Origin of the sequence: Paenibacillus sp. FSL H8-0280 (assembly GCF_045040665.1) — a bacterium.
GTDB lineage: Bacteria > Bacillota > Bacilli > Paenibacillales > Paenibacillaceae > Paenibacillus > Paenibacillus xylanexedens_A.
The window spans coordinates 304,436-328,579 of the sequence record NZ_CP150296.1 but is presented as its reverse complement, the minus strand read 5'-3'; the positions used below and the strand labels follow the sequence as shown (position 1 = coordinate 328,579).

13 protein-coding genes, 17 tRNA genes and 3 rRNA genes are annotated in these 24,144 nt (G+C 50.0%); all 33 read right to left on the bottom strand.

The features are described from left to right. Positions 1-325: 325 nt before the first annotated feature. Positions 326-1,333, bottom strand: a complete 1,008-nt coding sequence (locus MHI12_RS01515; RefSeq protein ID WP_405171311.1) for a LacI family DNA-binding transcriptional regulator — start codon at positions 1,331-1,333, stop codon at positions 326-328. Positions 1,334-1,464: 131 nt separating this feature from the next. Then, on the bottom strand, positions 1,465-2,271 hold the full coding sequence (gene iolB / locus MHI12_RS01510; RefSeq protein ID WP_405171310.1) for a 5-deoxy-glucuronate isomerase: 807 nt from the start codon (positions 2,269-2,271) through the stop codon (positions 1,465-1,467). Positions 2,272-2,380: 109 nt separating this feature from the next. Then, the gene (gene iolG, locus MHI12_RS01505; RefSeq protein WP_405171309.1) at positions 2,381-3,433 is read right to left on the bottom strand and encodes an inositol 2-dehydrogenase; all 1,053 of its coding nucleotides are present in this window, start codon (positions 3,431-3,433) and stop codon (positions 2,381-2,383) included. Between the two features lie 68 nt (positions 3,434-3,501). Continuing rightward, on the bottom strand, positions 3,502-4,977 hold the full coding sequence (locus MHI12_RS01500; RefSeq protein WP_405171308.1) for a CoA-acylating methylmalonate-semialdehyde dehydrogenase: 1,476 nt from the start codon (positions 4,975-4,977) through the stop codon (positions 3,502-3,504). 99 nt (positions 4,978-5,076) lie between these two features. Further along, a complete protein-coding gene (iolC, locus tag MHI12_RS01495) occupies positions 5,077-6,087 on the bottom strand; it encodes a 5-dehydro-2-deoxygluconokinase (protein WP_405171307.1) in 1,011 nt (336 codons plus the stop codon). Positions 6,088-6,284: 197 nt separating this feature from the next. After that, entirely contained in the window at positions 6,285-7,187 is a 903-nt protein-coding gene (gene iolE / locus MHI12_RS01490) for a myo-inosose-2 dehydratase (protein WP_341005807.1), read from the bottom strand. Between the two features lie 53 nt (positions 7,188-7,240). Next, positions 7,241-9,106, bottom strand: a complete 1,866-nt coding sequence (gene iolD, locus MHI12_RS01485; protein WP_405171306.1) for a 3D-(3,5/4)-trihydroxycyclohexane-1,2-dione acylhydrolase (decyclizing) — start codon at positions 9,104-9,106, stop codon at positions 7,241-7,243. Between the two features lie 391 nt (positions 9,107-9,497). Then, a tRNA-Gly gene (locus tag MHI12_RS01480) sits at positions 9,498-9,568 on the bottom strand. Between the two features lie 10 nt (positions 9,569-9,578). After that, positions 9,579-9,652 (bottom strand) — tRNA-Pro (locus MHI12_RS01475). Between the two features lie 7 nt (positions 9,653-9,659). Then, a tRNA-Leu gene (locus MHI12_RS01470) sits at positions 9,660-9,738 on the bottom strand. A 17-nt stretch (positions 9,739-9,755) separates the two neighbouring features. Then, positions 9,756-9,832, bottom strand: a tRNA-Arg gene (locus MHI12_RS01465). Between the two features lie 7 nt (positions 9,833-9,839). Beyond that, positions 9,840-9,914: transfer RNA gene (locus MHI12_RS01460), tRNA-Gly, on the bottom strand. Positions 9,915-9,924: 10 nt separating this feature from the next. Continuing rightward, positions 9,925-10,005: transfer RNA gene (locus tag MHI12_RS01455), tRNA-Leu, on the bottom strand. A gap of 6 nt (positions 10,006-10,011) precedes the next feature. Further along, positions 10,012-10,087, bottom strand: a tRNA-Lys gene (locus tag MHI12_RS01450). Positions 10,088-10,097: 10 nt separating this feature from the next. Next, positions 10,098-10,183 (bottom strand) — tRNA-Tyr (locus MHI12_RS01445). Positions 10,184-10,192: 9 nt separating this feature from the next. Further along, positions 10,193-10,268 (bottom strand) — tRNA-Thr (locus MHI12_RS01440). A 20-nt stretch (positions 10,269-10,288) separates the two neighbouring features. After that, positions 10,289-10,364 (bottom strand) — tRNA-Phe (locus MHI12_RS01435). Positions 10,365-10,382: 18 nt separating this feature from the next. Further along, positions 10,383-10,460: transfer RNA gene (locus tag MHI12_RS01430), tRNA-Asp, on the bottom strand. Positions 10,461-10,487: 27 nt separating this feature from the next. After that, positions 10,488-10,561: transfer RNA gene (locus MHI12_RS01425), tRNA-Met, on the bottom strand. A 17-nt stretch (positions 10,562-10,578) separates the two neighbouring features. After that, positions 10,579-10,654, bottom strand: a tRNA-Val gene (locus MHI12_RS01420). Between the two features lie 122 nt (positions 10,655-10,776). Further along, positions 10,777-10,848 (bottom strand) — tRNA-Glu (locus tag MHI12_RS01415). Positions 10,849-10,852: 4 nt separating this feature from the next. After that, positions 10,853-10,928 (bottom strand) — tRNA-Asn (locus MHI12_RS01410). 1 nt (position 10,929) lies between these two features. Beyond that, positions 10,930-11,005, bottom strand: a tRNA-Ala gene (locus MHI12_RS01405). A 34-nt stretch (positions 11,006-11,039) separates the two neighbouring features. Continuing rightward, a tRNA-Ile gene (locus tag MHI12_RS01400) sits at positions 11,040-11,113 on the bottom strand. Between the two features lie 38 nt (positions 11,114-11,151). Then, positions 11,152-11,268, bottom strand: a 5S ribosomal RNA gene (rrf, locus tag MHI12_RS01395). 80 nt (positions 11,269-11,348) lie between these two features. Next, positions 11,349-14,274 (bottom strand): 23S ribosomal RNA (locus MHI12_RS01390). A gap of 308 nt (positions 14,275-14,582) precedes the next feature. Further along, positions 14,583-16,135: ribosomal RNA gene (locus MHI12_RS01385) — 16S ribosomal RNA — on the bottom strand. The 16S, 23S and 5S rRNA genes sit together here with 17 tRNA genes alongside, the layout of an rRNA operon. 630 nt (positions 16,136-16,765) lie before the next feature. Then, positions 16,766-17,311 carry a GNAT family N-acetyltransferase gene (locus MHI12_RS01380; RefSeq protein WP_405171305.1) on the bottom strand — a complete coding sequence of 182 codons (546 nt, stop codon included), beginning with the start codon at positions 17,309-17,311 and terminating at the stop codon, positions 16,766-16,768. A gap of 51 nt (positions 17,312-17,362) precedes the next feature. After that, positions 17,363-18,967, bottom strand: a complete 1,605-nt coding sequence (locus MHI12_RS01375) for a response regulator (RefSeq protein ID WP_405171304.1) — start codon at positions 18,965-18,967, stop codon at positions 17,363-17,365. Further along, on the bottom strand, positions 18,964-20,832 hold the full coding sequence (locus tag MHI12_RS01370; protein WP_405171303.1) for a sensor histidine kinase: 1,869 nt from the start codon (positions 20,830-20,832) through the stop codon (positions 18,964-18,966). Before MHI12_RS01370 ends, MHI12_RS01375 begins: the two co-directional genes overlap by 4 nt. Positions 20,833-20,860: 28 nt before the next feature. After that, positions 20,861-21,709 (bottom strand): carbohydrate ABC transporter permease, encoded by an 849-nt coding sequence (locus MHI12_RS01365; protein ID WP_405171302.1) that lies wholly within the window; start codon positions 21,707-21,709, stop codon positions 20,861-20,863. After that, positions 21,706-22,656, bottom strand: a complete 951-nt coding sequence (locus tag MHI12_RS01360; RefSeq protein WP_315939021.1) for a sugar ABC transporter permease — start codon at positions 22,654-22,656, stop codon at positions 21,706-21,708. The genes MHI12_RS01365 and MHI12_RS01360 overlap by 4 nt, the downstream gene beginning before the upstream one ends. Before the next feature lie 47 nt (positions 22,657-22,703). Beyond that, a complete protein-coding gene (locus tag MHI12_RS01355) occupies positions 22,704-24,044 on the bottom strand; it encodes an ABC transporter substrate-binding protein (protein ID WP_405171301.1) in 1,341 nt (446 codons plus the stop codon). Positions 24,045-24,144: the final 100 nt, after the last annotated feature.

Here is a 24,144-nt window from a genome sequence, read left to right as displayed (position 1 = left end):
CAATCCCCTTTCTATACCTACACAAAACATATAAATTGGTAATTATTGATACATTCCAGTATATCATCTCACTTCTTCTGTTCCAATGTCATTTCTTAGCTCTGGTCCCTCAATTACGATACATTTGGGCTACACTAAAATTGAAGATTTAAATGAACAAGCCGCGTTCTCCCATAGGGTGAACGCGGCTTGTTCATGACTTTGTTATATTGTTTTATCACCTAATCAGAACCAGGTAAGACGATACCCTTATCCCGAGCATGAATATGACACACGTAGACTTGGCCTCACAACTGATCAGGTTACATCAGAAACCTAATTGTTTTCAGCTCAATACACGACCTGCTGATTCTCGGATGACCAGCTCAGGCTTCAGCACAATCTTCTGTGGCTCTTTTTGTTCATCCTTTAACTCTTCAATCAACAGATCTACAGCGCGATGTCCCAGTTCTTCAATTGGCTGGGCAACGGTCGTAAGTGGTGGACTGGTTACCGAAGCAAGAATGGTATTATCAAACCCGATAATCGACACATCCTCTGGCACGCGTAGCCCCAGCTCTTTGGCTGCCTGAAGAGCACCAATGGCCTGAATGTCATTACAACAGAACAAACCTGTCGGGTGATCGTTCTCACCGAGCAGCAGTAGCGCCTCTTTTTTGGCCGAGCTCAGGTCTGCTGCCGATTCTCGGATCTGATTCGGTTCCAGCGTATGACCTGCCTTAATCAGGGTTTCACGAAATCCGCGTACACGTTCCTGGCTGCTGCTGACTTTGGACGGTTCCGACAGAACCGCTACACGAGTATGCCCAAGTTCAAGCAGATGCTCCGCTGCGAGTGCTCCGCCGAGTATGTCGTCAATGGTGACCGTATGTACCGACAGCGATGGCATATGACGGGCAATCAGAGCAACAGGTATTGACTGTTGCAAGAGGGGTGACAAAATTTCGGCATTATCGATCCCGGTTCCGATCATCATGCCATCGACCCTTTTTTGCTGAAGTAGATTCAGGTAACGCTCTACCCGCTCGTCCTTATTATCCGTACTGCAGATGACCACGCTGTAGCCCAATTGACGGCTTCGATCCTCGACCGCTCTCGCCAGTTCTGCAAAATACGGGTTTGAGATGTCCGGTACGAGCAGCCCCAATGTATACGTCTGCTTGCCTGTAAGTGCAGCTGCGATCGCGCTGGGCTGATAGTGAAGGCGTTCCATAATCTCCATAATCTCGGCGCGCCGCTTTTCACTGATCTTGCCTTTGCCATTAATGACCTGCGAGACGGTTGCAATGGATACACCCGCCTCGCGTGCTATATCGTATATGGTTGCTTTCATTGTTTTTTTCCCCATTTGTGCTATATATAAATTTCGTTATACATAGATAATTGTTCTCTTCTTCTCATTATGCAGGGGGAAGTCTGCATACGCAACTTGAAGCCAGCACAATGTGCGTAGCATGAACTGCTTTACTTTTTCATCAACCACTCATGGTCAGGGTCGTTATGGAATTTCCAAGTCCGAGTTGGGCCGGCCATCACGTTCAGATAGTAGACCTCATACCCCGGAGGAGCACCTACCGGATGATATCCGTCCGGAACAAGCACCACTTCACCGTTTTTCACTGCTAGCGTCTCGTCCACAGAACGATCATCCGTATATATGCGCTGAATGGCAACCCCCTGCTCAGGCTGCACACGGAAATAATACGTTTCTTCCAGCAAAGATTCGTCAGGGAGTGCGTCCCGATCATGCTTATGTGGCGGGTAACTGGACCAATGCCCATCTGGTGTGAATACCTCAACAACAAGCAAACTGTCTGCTTCCTTCTGTTCCGGCAAAATGTTGTGAATCTGGCGTTCCAGATTGCCATACCCTCTTGCCTCTACCCCTACATCTTCGGGTGCAATGAGACGAGCCGGGTACGTGCCTTTACCTGGTGCAACACATATAGCGATTTCCAGTTCGGTACGTGCTGTGATCTGTACTTGATCGGAAGTTGAGACGTAGACTGAATACGGCGGAATTTTCTCGAAAACACTCATTCTTTTTCCGATATTATCCCATGTGTGCTCCCGGGTACTTACATTGGCGAAACCACTGAGAAGCACCACACAGAGTTCCTGATCACCGCTCTCACGGGTTAGCGTCTCCCCCTCCGCCAGCTTCGCTACCTGAAAGCCAACATATTCCCATCCTGCCGACTCCGGTGTTACGTTTATAAGTGTACCGTCTCCCTCAGGGTTGACCACAGGTTTCACAATACGTTCTGACATCTTGCCATCCACTCCTTTCTGTAGTCGTCCACAACAACCTGATACTTATAAAAAAACAAAATTTGGACTATTCATGTCCTCTATTGAAAAAAGTGACTTTAATCATCCACTATGGCGTTGCCGTTTGCGATTCCAGTGACATCCCAGGAACTTCACTCAGCTTCACAGGTCTTCCCCGCTCCATGGACATTTTTGCTGCCAGCGCAATTCGTTCTGCCTGTACTGCATCGTCGCCATCTACGATAACCGGTGTATCATGAATGATCGCATCGATAAAGAGGGCTGTCTCCTGTACATACGCTTCATTGTAGCGTTCCAGGAAAAAGTGTAACGGTTTGTCGCGCATGAGCCCGGCCGCTGTACTGATTTCAGCCGTATTCGGATGATCATTCGCCGCTGCGGCGCTGCCCATCGAGCCAAACACTTCAACACGCTGGTCATACCCGTATACAGCCTGACGACTGTTATCAATGACACCAATCGCTCCATTGGCAAACGTCATCGTTACAATCGCTGTATCCACGTCCCCATGTTCCGCAAAGACCGGATTGATCAGCACGTTACCCTGAGCGTATACTTCTTCCACTTCACTCCCGGACAGATACCGAGCCATGTCAAAATCGTGGATCATCATATCCATGAAAATCCCGCCAGACACCCGGATATACTCCGCAGGAGGCGGACTCGGGTCGCGAGACGTAATTTTGATAATATGTGGATCACCAATCGTACCATCCTGCACATGCGCACGTATCCGTCTGAAGTTGTGATCGAAGCGGCGGTTAAATCCAATTTGTAGCTTCACGCCAGCCTTCTGAACTGCCGCTACAGCCGCTTGGGTCTGTGCCAGATCCATGCTGACCGGCTTCTCGCAGAAGATGTGTTTGCCCGCCTGAGCGGCCTGTTCGATCAGCGGCACATGTGTATCTGTTGAAGAACAGATCAGCACCGCGTCTACATTAGGCATCGAGATCAACTGGCTGCTATCCGTTGTTACAACAGGGATGCCACGGTCGGAGGCCCAAGCCTCCAATTCAGGACCTGCAAACAAGTCACTGATTCCCACAATCTCGGCATGCGGGTTGCGTAGGAGATTGTCTGCATGAATTTTGCCGATCCGTCCAGCACCGATGATGCCAATTCTCACTTTGTCCTTGCCCATTCCGTTATCCTCCCTATGTGCGTCCATATGGGCTAGGCGTTCCCTTAGCCCGAGTGATGCTCTGGTTGTTACCAGCGCGCCGTTACCATCTTCTTGCGAGTGTAGAATTCAACACCATCCGTACCATTGGCATGCAGATCACCGTAGAAGGACTTTTTCCAACCGGAAAACGGGAAAAATGCCATTGGTGCAGGTACGCCCAAGTTAATACCCAACATGCCCGCATCAATCGTTTCACGGAATTGACGCATACTCGCTCCGCTGCGGGTGAACAGACACGCCCCGTTGGCAAAGTCGGAACGGTTCGCCAGCTCAACTGCTTCCTCCAGCGTAGACACTCTTGCCACCGAGAGTACTGGAGCAAAGATCTCATCCTGCCAGATTTTCATATTGCTATCAACTTGGTCGAATACCGTTGGCCCTACAAAATAACCGGATTCACCTGTCGCCTGATCCTTACGTCCATCCCGAATCAATGCCGCGCCTTCCTGCTCTCCGGCTTCAATGTAACTGAGTGTACGCTCTTTATGTGGTCCACGGATGACAGGACCGAGGAACACGCCCTCATCCATGCCGTTACCAATGCTAATGCGGTCTGCCGCTTCCACCAGCTTTTGTACCAGTTCGTCAGCCACATCACCCACAGCCACAACAACCGCACATGCCATGCAACGCTCCCCTGCTGAACCAAAAGCTGCGCTGGTAATCTCTTTCACGGTTAGATCCAGATCGGCGTCCGGCATAACGATAGAGTGGTTTTTGGCACCAGCCAGTGCCTGTACCCGTTTGCCATGCTTGGATGCAGTGGTGTAGACGTATTCCGCCACAGGTTGTGATCCGACAAAGGAGATCGCTTGAACATCCTTATGTTCAAGCAGACCGTTCACTACATCATGCGCCCCGTGAACGATGTTGAGCACGCCGTCCGGAAGCCCTGCTTCCTTGAACAGCTCTGCCAGGCGGCCTGCCAGTAGCGGTGTGCGCTCGGACGGCTTCAGGACAAAGGTGTTACCACACGCAATAGCCAGCGGGAACATCCAGCACGGTACCATCATCGGGAAATTGAAAGGGGTAATTCCCCCAATAACACCGATCGGGTAGCGGTACATGCCCGACTCCAGTCCTGTCGCGATGTCAGGGAGTTGTTTGCCCATCATCAGATTCGGGGCACCTGCCGCGAACTCGACGCACTCAATGCCACGCAATACCTCGCCGTACGCTTCGGCGTAGCTTTTACCGTTCTCCAGCGTCACCAGGCGAGCGAGTTCCTCCCAATGCTCTACCAGCAGCTGCTGGTAGCGGAACAGAATACGTGCACGGCGCGGAACCGGTGTGCTGCTCCAGGATTTAAACGCTTCTCGTGCTGTCTGAACCGCCAGATCCACGTCCGCTTGTTCGGACAGTGGCACATGTGCAATAACTTCTTCCGTGGCCGGATTCACCACTGGCTCCGTGCGAGTTGACACTGGGGTTACCCAGGCACCTCCGATCCAGTTTTGTACCATTGTCGCTGTTGCAGACGCTTCAGTAATTCCGTTTCCCATAGCCCTGTCTCCCTTCGCTTATCTGTGATCCCTTATGTTGAACTTATATGATTGATGTTGATCTGTATGAGTGTGTTATTCAAAGTATTGCAACGAGCTTCAAGACACGGTGATCTCGCCCCGATTGCAACGTTCAATGTAGTCATTTACCTGTTCGACCGTTGGCATTGCATCCGAACAGCTGTGGCTTGAAATAACGATACTTGCTGCGCCACTGCCATACGCCATACTGCGCTCAATCGTCCAGCCCTGCATCAATCCATATAGGAAGCCGGCCGCATAGGAGTCGCCTGCACCGAACGTTTTGACCACTTTTGCCGGATAGCTGTCCGCACGGTGAGAAAGCCCTTCACGCGTATAAGCAATGGACCCTTCCTTGCCGTGTTTGATTACTACAATATTCGCTGAGAAATCAAACCATTTCTGTGCAGTTACCTGATCGCTATGATCCGGATTGTGGTCGAATGTCTCCATCATGTCGAACTCTTCACGTGTGCCGAGGATGATATCGCATTTCTCGGCTGCGAGGTTATAATATACCGCTGTCTCTTCGTCCGATATCCATGTGTATGGACGATAGTCCAGATCAAACACAATAACTGTGCCATGTTTTTTCGCATACGTTAGTGCCTGTAATACGGCTTCACGGGATGGGCTCTGCGCGAGGGCTGTGCCTGAGATTAGCAGCACTTTGGAGTCAGCAATCAACTGCTCTTGCACCTCTTGCGCCTGTAATAACAAATCCGCTACATTGTCCCGGTACATCAGGATACTGCAATCCGTTGGGCTCTTAATTTCGGTAAAAGCAAGCCCCGTCACCGCTCCGGTGTCATCTGTAACTACATTTGATGTGTCGATGCCGTTCTTCTCCAAATAACTCTGGATGAATCTGCCCATCTGGTCACCTGCGATTTTGCCGATAAAAGCCGTCTTCATACCCAATCTGGACATGCCAATCGTAATATTGGCCGGAGAGCCACCTACATACTTCGTGAACGTCATCGTCTCTTCCATCGGGCGATTGATCTCATTGGCGTTCAAGTCGATGCACAAGCGGCCAATCGCGGTGAAATCCTTCTTCCTGGATACCGGAAAGGATACGTAAGTCATTGCATGTGAGCCCCTTTCTGTAGTGGGATTTTCCATGTTGTATATGGATATCTAGACTAGTTACTCATTCCATCGTAAGAACTCTAACGGCTAGAGTAAGTCAGTTTTATTTTCCAATCGTAACGTTATACTCTTGCTGGCCTTCTTCCTTTTTCACTTCATAGGTGTGGCCTCTGACCGCTGCAATGCTAAACGAATCAGCTGTGTTGGTATAACGACTCCATATAGTTCAAAGATCGCTTCGCATACTCATATGGGTTATGAATCGCAGGGTCCTGCTCTCCTTCAAGCATCGCCCAGCCATCGTACCCTCGTGTGATCAGTTCTTGCAGAATTGGTGCAAAATCAATGCATCCATCCCCTGGTACGGTGAACACTCCTCTACGAATACAACCGACAAAGTCAGATTGCTCCGCGCGTGCTTCATCCAGCACATGCGGGCGGATATCTTTCAGATGGATATAGGCGATCCGATCATAATGTTTGCGCAGCAGTTCAAGTGGATCGGCTCCGCCATAGTAGGCATGACCAGTATCATAGAGCAGATACACGAGAGAAGGGTCTGTCAGCTCCATCAGTCGATCAATCTCATCCGGTTGCTCTACCACCGTGCCTCCATGATGATGGTACGTAAGCTTCAACCCGTGTTCACGGGCGATAGCTCCTGCTTCGTTCAACCCTTCAGCGAGGATATGCCATTCAGATTCGTTGAGTCTGAGCACTTCTTTTTCATTCGGAGTTCGTCTTGGATCAAAATGAAGCGACCCGCCTACTTCCGCCGTACTAATCACCTTACTGCCCATGGATTGTAGAAATTCCGCATGTCTGCGATAACCGTCCAACTCCGACTGACGATACACCGGATCGGAGAACAGTACCGATTTCCACTGGGAGACCAGATTGATATTCCTTTTACTCAATTCCTCACGCAATATAGCAGGATCAGTTGGATATTTACGTCCCATCTCTGTGCCTGTCAGCCCAAGACGCTGAATGTCATCCAGAATCTGTGCACACGTTGTCGCATCACCATGCTCCTTCACATCTTCACCGACCCAATTGATCGGATGAATCCCAAGCTGGAATGGCAGCTTGCTCATTGCTCCACGTCTCCTTTGTCGTTCAACATTGTGGTTCACTATATTAAACCGGATTAAATCGGTCTTGCTTTGGCACGGTTGGCTTGCATGGTGTGATGAGCATGAACTACCTTCTCTTCGACAGATACCTCAGGTACACCCACATTCCACCATGACTCGTATCCACCTGCGTTGGTTCCAGGCACGACCGGAATCTCAATCAACGTACTCACTGTTTCGTTCTTCGCATCTCGGAGTGCTTGTTCCAGCTGTTCTGCTGTCTCCGCTCTATAGGATTTGGCTCCCATGCTTCGGGCGTGAGCTGCAAAGTCCATTGGCATGTAATCCCCGGTCAGTCGTCCACTCTCGGATTCCCGATAACGGAACTCATTGCCGAACCCGTCACTACCATGTTCCCGCTGCAAATTATGAATACACTGGAATCCATTGTTGTTGAATAATAAAATAGTCATCTTCTTCTGTTCCTGCAAACTGGTCACAAACTCCGAATGCAGCATCAGATAACTGCCATCCCCTACCATGGCGTACACTTCACGATCCGGCTCGGCAAGTGCTGCTCCGAACGCTCCACTTACCTCGTACCCCATACAGGAGAACCCATACTCCATGTGATACGTCTTTGGTTCAGCCGCACGCCACAGACGATGCAGATCGCCTGGCAGACTGCCCGCCGCACACACAATAACGGAGGATGGATCAATGGTCCGGTTAACGATGCCAACTGCTGTAGTCTGTGCCAGCCCTGCTTCATGTTGAGCTGCATACAGCCGATCCACTTCTGCATTCCACTCAGCGCGGAGATCAGCGATTTCGGATGCGCCATATGCACTTCGATATTGTCTTTGCTGCAATTCCTTCTGCAAAGCCTGCAATCCTTCGCGTGCATCTGCCAGAATGGCTTCCCCGCCTAGCTTGGCGGCATCCATACCATTCAGGTTAATGTTGATGAATGAAGCTTCCGGATGTTGAAAAGCAGAGCGGGACGCCGTCGTGAAATCCGAGAACCGGGTACCGACGCCGATCACAACGTCTGCTTCTCTCGCCAGCCTATTGGCTGCCAGAGAGCCGGTAACCCCGATGGCCCCCACATTCAGTGGGTGGTCCCAAGAGACTGCGCTCTTGCCCGCCTGCGTCTCGGCGATCGGAATACCAAATGCCTCGGCGAACTCCACGAGTTGGGCGGACGCCTCAGAGTACAACACACCGCCGCCTGCAACGAGCAGCGGCTTCCTGCCTCGGGCAATCTGCTCCGTTGCCCGTTCAATGGCTGCCTGTACCGGGGGGCGACGATCTAGATAATGTACTTTGCGGGCAAAGAACGATTCTGGATAATCGTACGCCTCTGCCTGCACATCCTGCGGCAGTGCGAGCGTTACTGCTCCCGTCTCTGCTGGATCGGTTAGCACACGCATGGCCTGTGTAACAGCAATCATCAACTGTTCAGGACGAACGATGCGATCCCAGTATTTACTGACGGCTTTGAATGGATCAGTGGCTGAGATTGTATAATCACTGCTCACTTCCAACTGCTGAAGTACCGGGTCTGGTTCCCGTGTAGCAAAGTTATCTCCTGGAAGCAATAAAACCGGAATCCGGTTCACCGTTGCAGTAGCTGCCGCTGTAATCATATTCAAAGCACCAGGTCCAATAGATGTTGTACATGCATAGATCTGTCTACGGTTCTTCTGCTTGGCATAAGCCGCTGCCGTATGCACCATGCCTTGTTCGTTCTTGCCTTGCATATACGTCAGGCTTCCCGGACTGCGCTCCAGCGCTTCTCCAATGCCTGTTACATTGCCATGTCCAAAAATACCGATGATTCCCTTCACAAACTTGGTTTCCACCCCGTCAACAGAGATATATTGCTGATCCAGGTATCGAAGCAGTGCCTGAGCCATCGTTAATCGAATTGTATTCATGAATTGATCGCCGTCCTTTCCTTTACGGGTTAAGCGCTTAATCTACGTTAAGTTTAAGCGCCTTACCTCTAAAGGTTAAGCGCTTAATTGATATGGTATTACAGGTTAATGATTTACGCAAGCTATTTTTGTAAGCGTTTTTATGAAATGTGTTAAAGAAAAGATATTCTTGTGTTCGAACATGTGTTAGACCTTCTCTATTTGAACACTTCTACAATGACTAAGAACTGATTTAAATGAGGGGGAATATATCGTGAGGATGGGATACATGTTGGTACATTATATTCAGCCAAATAATCCGTGATCTTTGTATACAATCTTGGTCAATATGCCTGTGAATGCAAAAAAAGAAAGAGACGGTGAGTACCATCTCTTTCTTTTTCAATATATAAGCGGGTGATGGGAATCGAACCCACGCTATTAGCTTGGAAGGCTAAAGTTCTACCATTGAACTACACCCGCATAACAACAATCGGGATGACACGATTTGAACATGCGACCCCCTGGTCCCAAACCAGGTGCTCTACCAAGCTGAGCTACATCCCGTTATCTATACCGGCGAGAGGACTCGAACCTCCACGGTTTCCCACTCGATTTTGAGTCGAGCGCGTCTGCCATTCCGCCACGCCGGCAAAATATGAAGTTATAATGGCGCGCCCTGAGAGATTCGAACTCCCGGCCTTTTGATTCGTAGTCAAACGCTCTATCCAGCTGAGCTAAGGGCGCAAAATATTGGAGCGGAAGACGGGAATCGAACCCGCGACCCTCGCCTTGGCAAGGCGATGCTCTACCGCTGAGCCACTTCCGCAAATAAAGAATGCGCGTGGAGGGACTTGAACCCCCACGTCAAAGACGCTAGATCCTAAGTCTAGTGCGTCTGCCAATTCCGCCACACGCGCATATAATGGTGAGTCATGAAGGGCTCGAACCTTCGACACCCTGATTAAAAGTCAGGTGCTCTACCAACTGAGCTAATGACTCATAGAAAAACTGGTGGAGGATGATGGATTCGAACCACCGAACCCGTAAGGGAGCAGATTTACAGTCTGATGCGTTTGGCCGCTTCGCTAATCCTCCAGGATTACATGGTGCCGGCGAGAGGACTTGAACCCCCAACCTACTGATTACAAGTCAGTTGCTCTACCAGTTGAGCTACACCGGCGTATTACATGGTGTTATAAATGGTGGCTCGGGACGGAATCGAACCGCCGACACGAGGATTTTCAGTCCTCTGCTCTACCGACTGAGCTACCGAGCCTTACTACATTAAAAAAAATGGCGGAACCGACGGGATTCGAACCCGCGATCTCCTGCGTGACAGGCAGGCATGTTAGGCCAACTACACCACGGTTCCAGATCACTTTCTCAAAGGAAAGTATAATTGCGGGGGCAGGATTTGAACCTGCGGCCTTCGGGTTATGAGCCCGACGAGCTACCGGGCTGCTCCACCCCGCGTCGTTATAAAGTTTATATGGTGGAGGCTGAGGGGATCGAACCCCCGACCCTCTGCTTGTAAGGCAGATGCTCTCCCAGCTGAGCTAAGCCTCCATATTATGACCCGTAGGGGATACTCTCACTTCGTTCGAGACTGCGAAGCTGTTGCTAACGAAGTACATCCTCCGACGAACCTTTGGGATTCTCATCCCTTGTTGAAGCAATAGGTATTGCTATGACCCGTAGGGGATTCGAACCCCTGTTACCTCCGTGAAAGGGAGGTGTCTTAACCCCTTGACCAACGGGCCTTACTGGCTCCCCGAACAGGGCTCGAACCTGTGACAACTCGATTAACAGTCGAGTGCTCTACCAACTGAGCTATCAGGGAATGGTGGAGCCAAGCGGGATCGAACCGCTGACCTCCTGCTTGCAAGGCAGGCGCTCTCCCAGCTGAGCTATGGCCCCATACTCTGGTGTATTTCTTGTTTTGGTCTTGCTATGGGCCCTGGTGGACTCGAACCACCGGCCTCACCCTTATCAGAGGTGCGCTCTAACCAACTGAGCTAAGGGCCCTTATCAATTTTCGAAAAAAAATACCCCAATGGGGTTTCGCTTGGCGGCGTCCTACTCTCCCAGGACCCTGCGGTCCAAGTACCATCGGCGCTAGAGGGCTTAACGGTCGTGTTCGGGATGGGTACGTGTGGAACCCCTCCGCCATCGCCACCAAACGCATAGCTTAGCTTACATTTCAGAGTTTTGTTCTCTGAAAACTAGATTCGAAACGAAACACGCGAATGACAACTTGCTATTGGATAAGCCCTCGACCGATTAGTACTGGTCAGCTCCATGCATTGCTGCACTTCCACCCCCAGCCTATCTACCTCGTCGTCTTCAAGGGGTCTTACATACTGGGAAATCTCATCTTGAGGGGGGCTTCACGCTTAGATGCTTTCAGCGTTTATCCCGTCCGTACATAGCTACCCAGCGGTGCTCCTGGCGGAACAACTGGTACACCAGCGGTACGTCCATCCCGGTCCTCTCGTACTAAGGACAGCTCCTCTCAAATTTCCTACGCCCACGACAGATAGGGACCGAACTGTCTCACGACGTTCTGAACCCAGCTCGCGTACCGCTTTAATGGGCGAACAGCCCAACCCTTGGGACCTACTTCAGCCCCAGGATGCGATGAGCCGACATCGAGGTGCCAAACCTCCCCGTCGATGTGGACTCTTGGGGGAGATAAGCCTGTTATCCCCAGGGTAGCTTTTATCCGTTGAGCGATGGCCCTTCCATGCGGTACCACCGGATCACTAAGCCCGACTTTCGTCCCTGCTCGACTTGTAGGTCTCGCAGTCAAGCTCCCTTATGCCTTTGCACTCTTCGAATGATTTCCAACCATTCTGAGGGAACCTTTGGGCGCCTCCGTTACTCTTTAGGAGGCGACCGCCCCAGTCAAACTGCCCACCTGACACTGTCCCCGCACCGGATTACGGTACCAGGTTAGAACCTAGATACGATCAGGGTGGTATCCCAACGTTGCCTCCACGCAAGCTGGCGCTCACGTTTCAAAGGCTCCCACCTATCCTGTACAGATCGTACCCAAATTCAATATCAAGCTGCAGTAAAGCTCCATGGGGTCTTTCCGTCTTGTCGCGGGTAACCTGCATCTTCACAGGTATTAAAATTTCACCGGATCTCTCGTTGAGACAGCGCCCAAGTCGTTACGCCATTCGTGCGGGTCAGAATTTACCTGACAAGGAATTTCGCTACCTTAGGACCGTTATAGTTACGGCCGCCGTTTACTGGGGCTTCGGTTCACAGCTTCGGATTGCTCCTAACCACTCCCCTTAACCTTCCAGCACCGGGCAGGCGTCAGCCCGTATACTTCGCCTTACGGCTTCGCACAGACCTGTGTTTTTGCTAAACAGTCGCTTGGGCCTTTTCACTGCGGCCCCCTCGTGCTATTCACACTACCGGGGCACCCCTTCTCCCGAAGTTACGGGGTCATTTTGCCGAGTTCCTTAACGAGAGTTCTTCCGCGCGCCTTAGAATACTCTTCTCGCCTACCTGTGTCGGTTTGCGGTACGGGCACCATCACCTGGCTAGAGGCTTTTCTTGGCAGTGTGAGATCATGACCTTCGCTACTATAATTTTCGCTCCCCATCACAGCTCAGCCTTACAATGTGCGGATTTGCCTACACATCAGCCTTACTGCTTAGACGGACATCCATCAGTCCGCGTCACTACCCTACTGCGTCCCCCCATTGCTCATAACGGCTTACGGTGGTACAGGAATTTCGACCTGTTGTCCTTCGACTACGCCTTTCGGCCTCGCCTTAGGTCCCGACTTACCCTGAGCGGACGAGCCTTCCTCAGGAACCCTTAGGCTTTCGGCGGATCAGATTCTCACTGATCTTTTCGTTACTCATACCGGCATTCTCACTTGTATAATGTCCAGCGCTCCTTACGGTACACCTTCAACCCTTATACAACGCTCCCCTACCCCTGATGCAAAGCATCAAGCCATAGCTTCGGTGGTGTGTTTAGCCCCGTTACATTTTCGGCGCAGAGTCACTCGACCAGTGAGCTATTACGCACTCTTTCAATGGTGGCTGCTTCTAAGCCAACATCCTGGTTGTCTGTGCAACTCCACATCCTTTCCCACTTAACACACACTTGGGGACCTTAGCTGATGGTCTGGGCTGTTTCCCTTTTGACAATGGATCTTAGCACTCACTGTCTGACTCCCGGAAGTAAGTCTATGGCATTCGGAGTTTGACTGAGCTTGGTAACCCTTGCGGGCCCCGCACCCAATCAGTGCTCTACCTCCACGACTCTGTTTTCCGAGGCTAGCCCTAAAGCTATTTCGGGGAGAACCAGCTATCTCCGAGTTCGATTGGAATTTCTCCGCTACCCCCACCTCATCCCCGCATTTTTCAACATGCGTGGGTTCGGGCCTCCAGTGCGTGTTACCGCACCTTCACCCTGGACAGGGGTAGATCACCCGGTTTCGGGTCTACGTCCACGTACTATGTCGCCCTATTCAGACTCGCTTTCGCTGCGGCTCCGGCTCTTCACCTTAACCTTGCACGGGAACGTAACTCGCCGGTTCATTCTACAAAAGGCACGCCATCACCCCTAAAACGGGCTCTGACTTTTTGTAAGCACACGGTTTCAGGTTCTATTTCACTCCCCTTCCGGGGTGCTTTTCACCTTTCCCTCACGGTACTGCTTCACTATCGGTCGCTAGGAAGTATTTAGCCTTGGCAGATGGTCCTGCCGGATTCATACGGGGTTTCACGTGCCCCGCACTACTCGGGATCCGTCTCGGAGGGAACCAACTTTCAACTACAGGGCTTTTACCTTCTTTGGCGGGCCTTTCCAGACCTCTTCGCTTAACCGGTTCCTTTGTAACTCCATGTGAGACGTCCCACAACCCCAAAGAGCAAGCTCTCTGGTTTGGGCTTCTCCGCGTTCGCTCGCCGCTACTGACGGAATCACTATTGTTTTCTCTTCCTCAGGGTACTTAGATGTTTCAGTTCCCCTGGTATGCCTCTACACAACCTATGTATTCAGTTGTGAGTAACTGGAAATTACCCCAGCTGGGTTTCCCCATTCGGACACCCCCGGATCAAAGCTTGCTTACAGCTCCCCGAGGCAGTTTCGTTGTTCGCCACGTCCTTCATCGGCTCCTAGCGCCTAGGCATCCTCCGTGTGCTCTTAGTAGCTTAACCATTGCGCTCGTGTTCGAGCTGTCGCTCCGCTTGGTTTGGACTACGTCCAAATCCAAAAGTCGCTCCATTTCGATCACTCGCTCCAGCAATCTACCGTTTTTATTGAAACTTGTTTAACACAAGTTCAGCTAAAAAGGAATGTTCTAATTCGCGTTTGTTTCGTTTCGATATCTAGTTTTCAAAGAACAAGCTCCATGCAAAAGCAAGCTGTTTGAGAGTTTGAGCTCTCAAAACCGAACAACGAGTGAGTGTTTTGCAGCTAAGCTGCGTATTTGAATGTTTCCGTTGCAGGAAACGATTCTCCATAGAAAGGAGGTGATCCAGCCGCACCTTCCGATACGGCTACCTTGTTACGACTTCACCCCAATCATCTATCCCACCTTCGGCGGCTGGCTCCTTGCGGTTACCCCACCGACTTCGGGTGTTATAAACTCTCGTGGTGTGACGGGCGGTGTGTACAAGACCCGGGAACGTATTCACCGCGGCATGCTGATCCGCGATTACTAGCAATTCCGACTTCATGCAGGCGAGTTGCAGCCTGCAATCCGAACTGAGACCGGCTTTGTTGGGATTGGCTCCATCTCGCGATTTCGCAGCCCGTTGTACCGGCCATTGTAGTACGTGTGTAGCCCAGGTCATAAGGGGCATGATGATTTGACGTCATCCCCACCTTCCTCCGGTTTGTCACCGGCAGTCTATCTAGAGTGCCCACCCGAAGTGCTGGCAACTAAATATAAGGGTTGCGCTCGTTGCGGGACTTAACCCAACATCTCACGACACGAGCTGACGACAACCATGCACCACCTGTCTCCTCTGTCCCGAAGGAAAGATACATCTCTGCATCGATCAGAGGGATGTCAAGACCTGGTAAGGTTCTTCGCGTTGCTTCGAATTAAACCACATACTCCACTGCTTGTGCGGGTCCCCGTCAATTCCTTTGAGTTTCAGTCTTGCGACCGTACTCCCCAGGCGGAGTGCTTAATGTGTTAACTTCGGCACCAAGGGTATCGAAACCCCTAACACCTAGCACTCATCGTTTACGGCGTGGACTACCAGGGTATCTAATCCTGTTTGCTCCCCACGCTTTCGCGCCTCAGCGTCAGTTACAGCCCAGAGAGTCGCCTTCGCCACTGGTGTTCCTCCACATATCTACGCATTTCACCGCTACACGTGGAATTCCACTCTCCTCTTCTGCACTCAAGTCACCCAGTTTCCAGTGCGATCCGGGGTTGAGCCCCGGGATTAAACACCAGACTTAAATGACCGCCTGCGCGCGCTTTACGCCCAATAATTCCGGACAACGCTTGCCCCCTACGTATTACCGCGGCTGCTGGCACGTAGTTAGCCGGGGCTTTCTTCTCAGGTACCGTCACCTTGAGAGCAGTTACTCTCCCAAGCGTTCTTCCCTGGCAACAGAGCTTTACGATCCGAAAACCTTCATCACTCACGCGGCATTGCTCCGTCAGGCTTTCGCCCATTGCGGAAGATTCCCTACTGCTGCCTCCCGTAGGAGTCTGGGCCGTGTCTCAGTCCCAGTGTGGCCGATCACCCTCTCAGGTCGGCTACGCATCGTCGCCTTGGTGAGCCGTTACCTCACCAACTAGCTAATGCGCCGCAGGCCCATCCCCAAGTGACAGATTGCTCCGTCTTTCCAGTTTCCTTCAGGCGAAGAAAACAATTATTCGGTATTAGCTACCGTTTCCGGTAGTTGTCCCAAACTTGAGGGCAGGTTGCCTACGTGTTACTCACCCGTCCGCCGCTAAGTATCAAGGAAGCAAGCTTCCTATCAACTCCGCTCGACTTGCATGTATTAGGCATGCCGCCAGCGTTCGTCCTGAGCCAGGATCAAACTCTCCAATAAAGTATTGAAAAGAGCGATAAGCTCATTTTGAATCTGACGAGATTAAAAATCTCATTTGTGCTCCAGTTGATCCAAGCCAAGGCTTGGATCAAACTTTCGCGTTCATTCTGCAAGCAGAATGTTTACTCACTCGTTGTTCAGTTTTCAAAGATCAAACTTGTTTCGTTACCAAGCGTTGTTCTCCTCAGCAACTTTTATATCATAACACTTCCGAACCAACTTAGCAAGCTCTTTTTTTAAGTTTCTTTCGAAGCTTATTTGTTTCACCTGCAACACTTTGTTTCTCGTGTTTTTTTGGCCGGATATAGAATATATCATATGCACAATACAATTACCACTTGTAAAATATCCCATTACCAAGCTAACTATATATCTAGTTCAATTTCTTCATAATCTCTTTTTCCAATGGCAATATCCTCTTACTATACCCTATATACACTCACCGGTAAAATCTATCTCAATATAGGTTGCGAACAGACCCATTCAACGTCATTACATTCGTTCTATAAAATAAGAAACATAATACCTCTACTCAATAACGCTGCTATCTGTTATGTGGATTTCGAATCTAATAATTTAACTCCATAAGCTGTGGACTTATATAGATTGTACTTTTCACTTTTTATACTTTTAGTCTCTGAACCTGCCCATCACTATCGTGTCGTGATACTGTCCATCCGTGTGTCGCCGATCCTTTTTCAAAATACCTTCGATCTCGAAGCCACTCTTTTGATATAACTCGATTGCCTTTACATTGGATGCCAGCACGTTCAACGTCATCTTCTCTACACCAGTCTGGTCTGCCCATTCTATCGACTTCTCCAACAAGTTCTTGCCAATCCCATGCCCCCAGAACTGTCTGGTTACGCACACGCCGAACTCAACTTTATGGCAAAAGCGCTTCAGCTCTTTACCTTCACATCGGGAGTATCCCACAATCTCACCCGCTACTACAGCAACAAGGAACAGATTCCGTGACTTCTCAGTGTCCAAATGGATGATCCGCCTAAACCCGGCTGCGTCGATATACGCCTCGCCCTCTTCACGATCCATGTTCTCGGTTTCCCTATCGATTTGTACACGTAGTGAAGACAAGGCCTCAGCATCCTTTTCCTCTGCCGATCTAATGGAGTAAGATAAGCCTTTAATGTAATATTCCTGCTGATCGATCATCATAAGAACCATACCTCCTCTTCCACTTTATTTAATTACTGTACCTGTATCGCTCTACCCCACCTCAGACGGACTCTTGCCCGTAAGCATTTTGAACACCTGGCTAAAATACGTTGCATTACGAAACCCCGTCATCTCGCTCACCTCATATACCATGTAATGTCCCGACTGCAACAGTTCCAACGCTCTCTGAATCCGGTACCCGTTCAAATAACTCACGAAATTCTCACCGGTCACCCTTTTGAACAGTTGACTCAGATACTTCGGATGTACGAACAGCCCCTTGGCTATCGCTTCAAAACTAATCTCTTCGGCGTAATGAAGCTCTACATACTGTTTTACCTGCTCGATAAGTTTATTGGTTTTCTTCTCGCCCATCTCCTTACGTATCTGTTCCAGCCAGTCGCAGATAATACGATCCATCCAATTTACCAGATCATGCAGAGCATACTTCGATTGAATTTCACGCAAAAAATCACTCATCGCTAGCGGTGGCGCTAACATAGGATGAAGTCGGTTCCAGCTATGCATCAACGTGTCGAACAGACTGACGGCCACAACCTGTACATCCTGTATCCCAACACAGTTGCCCTCTTTCAGCAAAAGCCGAATATGATGCCATACCTCTTCCGCCAGATCAGGTCTCATATCCGTCCAAGCCTCATTCCATTGACGAAGTAATAGCGAATAATCGGTCACACTTGGTTCTGTATCCTCTGACGCTTCATAGTGGTAGATACGACTTCCACCTTGAAACTCTGCTGTTTCCACCGCTTCCCTGCTCTCAAGATAGGAATCTATCACCTCACATGGGTGACTCTTGGATCTCCCGATTCCAGCACTCACTTCAATTTTCAGATACGTAAAGATCTGATCGATCATTCGCTCCACAAGTGGCAGGCATTCCTCCAGATGGTCTTTATCTCCTAATAGAAGCAACACAAATACCTGATCCGAATAATCAACAATCTCTACCTGACCATTCATGCTCGCCGCTTGCTCCTTCACCGTCTCCTGAATAATATCGGCCGCCCCATAGCGGAGAAGCTGCCAATCCCGTTCTTTCATTCGTGTCAGAAATACGGGGCGATTCAATTGCAGACTAATGGCTCGTGCCTGTGAGGACATATGAATGCCTATATAGTCCATGCGTTCTTTAGGCAGTTCATCTGCCCGATATCGCGTAGTTAGCAGTTCGTGAAGAAATTGTTTGCGTAAATACGGAAGTACCCGTCCAACCTCCTGCTTGTACGTCCGCTCCAGCCGCTCATGCCGCTCTCGTACATCTTGTTCCAACAGTACCTCTCGCAGCACAGACTCAATCTCCTCAACCTCCGCTGGCTTCAGCAAAAAGTGATTCACCCCCCAGCGCATGGCTGCCCGGGCGTTCTCGAATTCGTCATATCCACTAAGGATGATAATCGGCAGATGGGGATGATCACGTCGCAACGTCTGTGTGATCTCAAGCCCGGTCATCCCCGGCAGGTAGACGTCAGTCATAACGACATCTGGATGCATGCGGTGAAAAAGCTCCAGTGCATCCAAGCCATTGGAAGCAGTGCCTGCAATGCTGAGGCCCAGAGAAGGCCAATCGATATGGTCTGTTAATGCCTTTACAATATGAGGATCGTCATCAACAAGCATAATGGTCTTCATCATTTTTCACCGTCCAGCCATAGATTTAATTGCTCGTCGGTCTCAATACGCGGCAGCGTAATGGTCACTTCCACGCCACCTGACTCTCTATCGCTCAGTTGAACGCCATACCTCTTCCCACAATAAAGCTGAATGCGCTGATGTACATTCCGTACACCGATGCCACACGTCTCTTCGAGTTTCCACCCCTCCGGCAAACCCCGCCCATTATCCGTGATACGAATGACGATATCCTCATGCGAGCCAACCTCTTCGTGCATATGCACCTGAATTCGAAGTGTACCTTCTTCAGGGTGCCCGTGCATAACGGCATTTTCGATAAAGGGCTGCAAAATGATTTTGGGAATGTAACATCCGCGAATATGCGGATCGATCTGCTCCTGATATTGAATGGCGAACGGTAGCCGCTCTGACTGGATGTTAACGTAGCAACGGGCATGTTCCAACTCATCTCGAATCCGAATAAACAATCTCCCTCCACTCAGTCCGATCCGTAACAGCTTGCTAAGCTGCACAATCATGCGACTGATATCCTTCGCTTCATAATCGAGTGCGCGCCAGTGGATCATGTCGAGGGTGTTGTATAGAAAATGGGGTTTGATCTGGGCCTCAAGCAAGCCCGTCTGGGCTTCACGCTTGGCCCGACTCTCCTCCTTCACCTGTTCCATCAGCGTCGTGAGCTGTGAAGCCATGTGATTAAAGCCATAAGCCAAATGGGCATATTCCTCCGTAAACGAAAGTTGGACCCTGGTATCGAAGTCCCCTTTCTCCAGTTGTCTCATTCGCTTAATCAATTGTCGCAGAGGGCGGATGATCCGCCTAACGAACAGATACGCAAGCACAGCTGAGCATAATAGTCCCAGCACGGCGATGCCGAGGATCTGCCAGCCCGCTTGTCTGAGCGGAGATAACAGTGTATATACTGGAATAGTCTGTACGAGTCGCCACTGAAGCATGGCTGGCCTGGAGTACAGCACCAATTGAGCACCTCCCGGTTGGCCAGAAACGACTTCGTATCCGTCTGCACCAGGTTGGACATGTTCCTGAATCCATGCACTATCTATAATAGAAGAAGATGAATTTACAGCTTCACCCGTTTCTTGTACTGTACTCCCTTCATTTCTTCTATCTGCTCGTACATTATCCCCTGCCGGATCAACTTTCCCCATCTGCATTACGACATTACCAGCCGTGTCTACCAACAGCACTTTTCCATCAAGCACCATGGGGACATCAGCAAATCTGCGTACGATGTCCGATCTGCTCAGTCGAATGAGCACATAAGCGACCGTTCCGCCACGACTGTCAAAAATCCGTTGGGCGTATCCGACCAGGGATTGGCCCGATTCGTTCTCACGCAGCGGAACCCAAGCCGCATCAGCCTTTTCCAGCGTAGCAAACCAAGAGTCGTGTGTGATGGTGTCCACCGGAAATATGCGATCAGCCATAGTGACTGTCACTTCATTAAAGACATCCGTATACAGTTCGATGGAAGTGATGCCTTCACTCACGACCATGGTATGATCCAGGATTCGAGAGACCTCTCTCCGCTGGTGAATCTGGGCAAGCCTGCCCGTATCAGCCGTTTCGAGCAAATTGGACAGTTCCCGATTGCTTGCCAGAGCATAGGCGGTTCCTGTTACCCCTGTGATGAAATCAAATCCCCGACGTGTACTTTCGTTCAGAAGAGCCAGACGTGCTTTGCTAATCTCGGCAAATGTGACCGCAGAGAAAGACTGATATGCAAGCCAGACGACAACCGAGACGAGCAACAGGTTAAACGCAATAAAGCAAGTCACCATCAACGTGGAGAGCTTGCTTTGTTGCAGCTTTTGATTAATGAATGAAGACCATCTTCCTTTCCCCATGGAAAAATCAACTCGTTTCGTCTTGGAATTACCCTTTGAGCCCAGAAGTCGCGATTCCTTCCACGAAGTACTTTTGACACACGATAAATACAATGAAACATGGCACCAACGACAACACTGACATCGCAAACATCGGACCCCAATCGGATTGAGAGCTGGAATCAAGGAACAGACGCAGACCCAGCGGCACGGTGTATTTGCTAACATCACTCAAGTAGATCAACTGACTGAAGAAGTCATCCCATGTCCACAAGAACGTAAAGATCATCGTGGTAACCAGCGCTGGAAAAGCAAGTGGAATGATGATTTTGGTGTATATTTTCACAGGACCGCATCCATCAATGGTAGCTGCCTCATCCAGCTCTTTGGGCAATCCCCGGAAGAACTGTACCATGAGAAAAATGAAGAAGGCGTCGGTCGCCAGCCATTTTGGCACCACAAGCGGCAGATACGTGTTCACCCACTCGAGGTGGTTGAAGAGAATATACTGAGGGATCAGCGTCACATGATGGGGCAGCATGATCGTCATAAGCATCAGGCCGAAGCAGATGGCTTTGAAACGAAAATTCAGTCGGGCGAAGGCATATGCCGCCATAGAGCATGAGATGACATTGCCCAGCACGGCGCCAAGCGACAGGATGACAGAGTTGGTCAGAAAGCGGGAGAATGGATTGCCCTGAATACCGGACCAGCCATTTATATAATTTTTCCAATTCCATTCCTGCGGCCAGAACCAGGTCTCTGTAAAGATCATGTGTCCTGGTTTGAACGAGCTGCCCAGCATCCAGAGAATTGGATAGAGCATGACAAAGGCGATGCCTGAGATCAACACATGTTTGCTGACGACCCATGCTGTAGAGTTCCGTTGTCCAATCATGATTTCCCACCATCCTCATAATGCACCCACAGCTTGCTGCTGCGGAATACGAGCAATGTAAATACGCCAATCAGGATGACCAGCACCCAGGCCATCGCAGAAGCATAGCCCATCTGAAAGAATGAGAATCCTTTTTTGTACAGATACAGAGAGTACATTAAGGTTGAGTTCACTGGCCCTCCGCTACCATTACTGATAACAAAAGCCTGTGTGAATGATTGAAAAGACGTAATCAGTTGCATCACGAGATTGAAAAAGATGACGGGTGACAGAATCGGCAACGTTATATAGAAGAATCTCCGCAGTGGACCTGCACCATCTACCGCTGAGGCTTCATCATATTCGGGTGGAATCTGCTTCAAACCTGCCAAGAAAATAATCATGGATGATCCAAACTGCCATACGGATAACAGGACGATGGAGTACAGGGCATACTTCGGATTAGCAACCCAATCGGGCGCCTTAATGCCCACCATGGCAAGCACACTATTGAGGAGCCCGTCCCCACCCAGCATTTTACGCCACAACATTGCAATCGCCACGCTACCTCCAAGCAATGTCGGGATGTAATACACTGTCCGATAAATACCTAATCCTCGAATCCCTTTGTTGAGCAACATTGCTACCAGCAGCGCGAAAATCAATTTGACCGGTACGGATACAGCGACATACGTGAATGTGACTTTGAGCGACTGGGTGAACAGTTTATCCGATGTAAACATCGTCGTGTAGTTATCCAGACCGACCCAGGAAGGGGCGGCCAGGATACTGTAATCGGTGAACGAGATGTATAACGATACCAACATTGGACCCAAGGTGAGAAATAACAATCCGACAAGCCATGGGGCGAGAAACAGAAGCGCCGCTCCATTATGCGCATATCTCCGTTTGACCCGCCGGGTAGCTACACGCTCGATTCGGGCTTGACTGACCTGTGATGTGTTCATCTTCGCAACCTCCCCGCAGAATTAGAAGTCTGAGACAGTTTCAATTATTATTGACTCGATCCAAGCGTAGTCTTGGCTCCTTCAATAAACTGGGCAATGACATCTGGAGTATTGCCTTGACCGAAGGCAATCTGCTCGCTTGCGCTCTTGAAACTCGTGTCCACTTCAGCAAATCCTTGCGGGTATGGCGGGTCAATCTCACTGGAATGTTTCGATACGGTATCGATAAATTGGAAAATGGTTTGTTCCGCTTCCGGTAGCGTAGGCTGCATCTGTTCACGAATGCTGGAATTGACCGGCACCCCACGTTCAGAGCCGAGAATTGCAGTTGCTTCTGGATCATTCACCATGAAATCGATGAACATGGCCACTTCTTTGGGATGTTTGGTTTTACCATAACCGGAGAGGAACTGGCCTGGTTTCAGATATTCACCGATTTGCTTTTCACCTACACCATGCGGAAGCACTTGTATGCCAAGCTTATGATCCTGGTTTTTGTTCACCTGCTGGAATGTCAGCAATTGATTGGACCATGCGAAGTCCATGGCGGCTGTGCCCAGTGAGATCGGGCGTGTCTCCAGCGCATTCGTTGTGGATGCTGTTATCTCTGCTGTGGTCACTCCACCGTTCTCGCGCAGTGCACTCCACATATCGAACCATTGTTGAAGCTCCTCGCTGGTAGCGGTCATTGTGCCACCGTCGAATAATCCTTTTCCGGATTGCCGAATAAACACTTCAAACATGTTCGTTGTACCGGAAATGTCTGCCGATCCATAGAACCCCTCACCTTTGGCTTCGGCAATCTTGGTCGCAATATCTCCAAAGTCCTTCCATGTCCAGCTCTCTTGCGGTTCTTCAATACCTAATTCCTGAAATACGGTGGCGTCATATATGACACCTGGTGCGTTAACTCCGAGAGTAATCGCATATAATTTATCGTCAATTGATCCGGCTGTAATCATGCTCTGATCATGATCCTCTGTCCGCAGCTCTTTGCTCTCTGCAAACGGGGTCAGGTCAAGCAAGGCACCACGCCGGGCAAAGTCAGTCAAAAAGGCGTAATCCATCTGGATGATATCTGGTGCATTCGAACCGGCTACCTGTGTGGTCAACTTGTCAAAATAACCGTCCCAACCGGAATATTCAGGTTTAATGGTGATTCCCGGATGTTTCTCTTCAAACAATTGGATGACTTTGGTCGTCAGATCATGTCTGGTCTGTGATCCCCACCAGGTCATGCGCAGTTCAATCTTGCCTGATGAATCTCCTTCACTTCCACTTGCTTCCCCAGAAGAAGAAGATGTATCGGTGGCCCCTCCAGAACAGGCTGTAGCGAACAATAACAGGGACAGACAGAACAAGGTTACCCACTTTTTTGTAATCATCATAAATGAATTTCCTCCCCTTCTTGCATTTATGGAATCGCTTACAAAACCTATTGTATCGGTCTATTACTGTACATGACATAAACAAAAGTAAGCTTTCCTG